This is a genomic window from Microcystis sp. M53603_WE2 (genome assembly GCF_030065435.1).
The window spans coordinates 1-4,726 of sequence record NZ_JASJFF010000565.1 but is presented as its reverse complement, the minus strand read 5'-3'; the positions used below and the strand labels follow the sequence as shown (position 1 = coordinate 4,726).

The 4,726-nt window shown below is 37.2% G+C and carries 2 protein-coding genes and 2 pseudogenes; 2 read left to right on the top strand and 2 right to left on the bottom strand.

Features of this window, described 5'->3' with window-relative positions:
* Nucleotides 1-44: helix-turn-helix domain-containing protein (locus tag PX481_RS29705; protein ID WP_353737494.1), on the bottom strand; the 44-nt coding region annotated here is incomplete at its 3' end.
* 91 nt (nucleotides 45-135) lie between these two features.
* Here PX481_RS29705 and PX481_RS11885 point away from each other — a divergent pair.
* A pseudogene (locus tag PX481_RS11885) lies at nucleotides 136-2,846 on the top strand (O-linked N-acetylglucosamine transferase family protein).
* 112 nt (nucleotides 2,847-2,958) lie between these two features.
* On the opposite strand, the pseudogene PX481_RS11880 reads toward PX481_RS11885, so the two are convergent.
* Nucleotides 2,959-3,163 (bottom strand): annotated as a pseudogene (locus PX481_RS11880) (IS30 family transposase); the annotation flags it as partial.
* A gap of 198 nt (nucleotides 3,164-3,361) precedes the next feature.
* On the opposite strand from PX481_RS11880, the gene PX481_RS11875 reads away from it, so the two are divergent.
* A complete protein-coding gene (locus tag PX481_RS11875; RefSeq protein ID WP_002762063.1) occupies nucleotides 3,362-4,165 on the top strand; it encodes a creatininase family protein in 804 nt (267 codons plus the stop codon).
* Nucleotides 4,166-4,726 lie beyond the last annotated feature (561 nt).

Here is a 4,726-nt window from a genome sequence, read left to right as displayed (position 1 = left end):
TGTTCTGGTGTGGGGTAAAATCGAAACGAATAGGCTTTTTCCATGTCCTTTCACACTAGCATATATTTCGTAAATGTGCTAATATTTAACAGTAAAGCCGTCGTAGAACGACGGGGTTTCAGACCCAAATTTTCGATGATCAACAGTAATCACCAACAAGCGATCGAGCTAATGTTAGCATCGGGAGACTATAATCAATTATTGTTATTCTGTCAACAAGCGCTCGCGGTTCATCCGGAAGTGACTGATTATTATCCCTATCTGGGATTAGCTTATCTGCTGCTAGAGCAGCAAGCAACAGCGCAAGAAATTTGTTTATTTTGGCTGTTACAATCAGAGTCCAGTCAGGATTTAATTGTGCTGCTCAAAAAAGAGATAATTAGAAATCTTGATTGCTGGCAGTTTGGCCAAGCTAAATTAATCTATCTTCAGTGGCTAGAATTAGAGGAAATAGAAGGGGATGAAGAGATAGAAAATTATGCCCTGACTGCGATAAACTCCTGTCTTCAAGAGGTGCAAGAGGCTATTAATCGGCAAGAATATACTTTAGCTGAGGACTTTTACTTAAGAATTTTATCTTGGCGTGAACAATTAGCTTACATCTGGCACGATTTAGGATATTTATACTATATAATTAACCGACTAACAGAATCTTTTAACTGTTTGGCACGAGCCATCAACTTAGAGGAAAATCAAGCCTTATATCATTATACTATGGCCATGGTGCTAGAAAAACAATCCCGTTTAGGTATAGCTTTATCAGCTTATCAAAAAGCGATTGATCTCAATCCCAATTTTATCGATGCTTATAACAAACTGGGCAATTTATTTTATAAACTAGGGCAGCTAAGCTAAACGGCTTTTACTTCGGATCACCGATATAGACTCCAAAAGGGTTATAGCTGTTGGATCATGCAGGTTAAGCGCCGTTTAGCTTAGAGTCAGCCGAAAAATTCTATCAGCAGGGAATTAATAAACAGGGTGATTTTTATCCTTTTTATATCAATTTAGGCAATGTCTATTTAGTTAAACAAGCTTGGACAGAGGCAAAAAATGCTTATAAAATGGCTCAACAACTGGCAGGAGATAGAGGAGAAATTAGTCAAAATCTCTCCCTTTGGGAAATTCTGCAAGCTGACCAAAAAAGAGCGGATCTTTATTCTGGTGATTATTTTTATCAAAGAAAAATCTATCAATTAGCATTAAACTATTATCAAAAATTATTAGCAATTAAAATAGAGGACAGCAATTTTTATTTAAATTGCGCCCATTGCTATCTCATTGTTAAAGGAGAAAAACAAGCTTTAGAAGTGTATAAAAAAGGCATTAACTATCATCCAGAAAATATTGATTTACATTTGCGCCTAATTTGGTTACTACAAAATAATTATCCGATCGAGGTGGCAATTCAAGCAACTAAATCAGCTTTAGAGTATCTTCCCGATCACCTATCCCTGAAGTTAGAATTAATGCGGTTAATGCCGATAGTTTACACAACTCAAGCAGATATTATGCTATATCGATCAAACTACGAGAAACAGTTAGATAATATCTTGTCTAATCTTGATTTAACCACTACTAATCAACAGCAGGATGCTTGGAAAAGTATTGGATTAAGAACTAACTTTTATCTTCAATATCAAGCTAAAAATGATTTAGAACTACAAAAAAAATATGGAGAATTAGTTTATAAAATTACCTCAGCCAACTTTCCTAATTGGGTGAAAAACCTAACCATACCGACGGGAAAAATTCGCCTTGGCTATATTTCTGCTCACTTGCGTCATCACACGGTAGCGAAACTGTTTCAAGGATGGTTGCAGTGGCGAAATCGAGAGCAATTTGAAATTTACTGTTATGGAATAGATATTAATAACACCTGCGATAATTTTACCAAACAATATCAAGAGCAAAGTGAATATTTTTATCAGTTTGATAATCTGGTAAATATAGAAAGAATTGCTCAACATATTTTAGATAATCAGTTACATATTCTAGTTTATTTAGATATTGGTATGGATGCTCGCACTACCCAACTAGCAGGATTGCGTTTAGCTCCAGTACAATGTGTAACTTGGGGTCATCCCATCACCTCAGGATTACCAACCATTGATTATTTTATCTCCAGTGAATTAATGGAACCCGCGCAGGGAGATAATCACTACAGTGAAAAATTAATTCGCTTATCCAATTTAGGTATTGCCTATGCCAAACCTTCCCTTCCTCCCCAGAGAAAAACTCGTTTAGAGATGGGATTAAACGAGGATAAAATCATCTATTTAAACTGTCAGAGTTTATTTAAATATCTGCCAGAAAATGACGATATTTTCCCTAGAATTGCCCAACAAGTTCCCAACAGCCAATTTATTTTTATCTGTCATCGTAGCGAATTTGTGACCCATTGCTTTCAGTCGAGATTAAGTCAAGCTTTTAATAAGTATGGACTCAATTGGCAAGATTACGGGGTAATGATGCCACAATTAGAACAAAATGATTATTTTCAGCTTAACTTATTAGCAGACATCTATTTAGATAACTTAAGTTGGTCGGGGGGAAATACCACCTTAGAAGCAATTGCCTGTCAGCTTCCAGTTGTTACCTGTCCGGGGGAATTTATGCGGGGAAGACATTCCTATGCTATCTTGAAAAAATTAGGCATAACCGAGACAATTGCTACGGATAAAAATCACTATATTGAAATTGCTATCCGTTTAGGTTTAGATAATCAATGGCGACAAACAATCAAAGATTATACTAAAATGAATATCGATACAGTATTTAACGATCGAACCTCTGTAGAAAGTCTAGAAAGATTTTATCAATCTGTAGTAGGAGAAGGTAAATAAAACTTTAGGGTTACATAGGGTTTGCGGCAAAAAGTTTGTTGGGGTGTGGGGTATGGGGAAGAAAACCACATAAAGTTCATTTTGTCAAGGATTTAAGATACTCTTACCCTGGGTTTAATCCTCTTTCCCAAAAATGATAAGGATTAGCAAAATAAAAATCTGCTCCTAGTTTCTGACTCAACTCTTGATGTCCACAAAATTCTTTGGCCTTGTCACAAAGGTCGGTTTTTCTTTTGTCAGGGGGAATCTCTTGGAAAAGTTTTTCGGTGACAAGGGTTGATTTCCGATGCGGTTTTGTTCTTGGCCAATGCTGCCACGCTCCGGAATCGCGCCACGCTTATTTTTCGCTCCGCTTCGACTCTTTCTTTTTCCTCGTCTGGCCCTATAGGTATTCTTGATGCTCTCCATAGTCTCGATAGTTGACGATTGGCCACCTTGCCAAGAATTAGTGATAAAATTACAATATAAACAGTAATTTTTCCCCCCAAGCATAATCCCTCACCCCCAATAAAATTATGATGCACGGTTTTATTCCCCCACATCGTTATTTTCCCTATCTTACTTGGACAGATATAGATTCAATGCCAGATAAGGAAAATGTGGTAATTATTCAACCCATCGGTGCGATCGAACAACACGGACCCCATCTACCTATTGCCGTCGATGCTGCCATTAGTTTAGGGGTTTTAGGCAAAGCTTTCGAGAAATTAGATACAAACATCGCCGCTTTCGCTTTACCCTGTCTCTACTACGGAAAATCTAACGAACATTGGTCTTTTCCAGGCACGATTACCCTCTCGGCAGCCACCTTATTAACCCTCATTCAAGAGATAGCTGAAAGTCTCTATCGTTCGGGTTTTCGCAAGTTAGTATTAATGAACTCCCACGGCGGGCAACCGCAAGTTATGGAAATTGCTGCTAGGGATATTCATCAACAATATCCCGATTTTTTAGTATTTCCTTTTTTCACTTGGCGAGTTCCCCACAATGCGGCTGAATTATTCTCGGAATATGAATTAGAATACGGTATTCATGCAGGAGATGTGGAAACTAGCATTATGTTATCATTACTGCCAGAACAGGTAAAAATTGAGCGGGCCGTCCGAGAATATCCCCAAGGTTTGCCAGAAAATAGTTTGTTAACTATGGAGGGAAAATTACCCTTTGCTTGGTTAACTAAGGAATTAACTAAAAGTGGAGTGATGGGAGATGCTACTAATGCAAGTAAAGAAAAAGGCGATCGATTATTAGAATCCGTTGCTAATGGTTGGGTACAGGCGATCGCTGATGTTTATCAATTCCGTCAACCGAAGTTATAGCGGTTCTCACACCTGTGTGGCACACTTAAACCTTTGCTAATTAAGCTTTTCAACATCGATAATGTACCTAGTGCGAACAGGAAACGCTATATATTAATAAAAGATTAATTAGAGTTGTTAATAAGCTGTACTGCATTTAAACTGCCTATTGTTAATTTTAGTACCAAGGATAAAAATTCCTCTCACTTCCCCTTTGATTCGGGAATTTGCTCACGATATTTACTGAGCATAAATAGAGTAAGTTTTAACAAGATAAGAGTAATTTTTTCCCATAATTATTAATCTCAATTATCAGTTTTATCCTTGAGGTTTTAGAAATTTTGTCAACGGTGACAAAAAGAAAATAAACGACATTTTTACCATATTTTTTCCGGGGGATAAGAATCGAAAACAGAATCAACGTCTAGGATAATTAGGGGCTGCTGAATAAATCTAAAAACCTTGTTGGATAAGGCTTTTAGACTTTTTTTCCTCAAAAAGTGCCGACCATTGGAGGGATCGGGGGTAAAATTCCTGGACTTTTTCCCTGAAAATTAGGTAACTGACTACCTCAAAATCGGT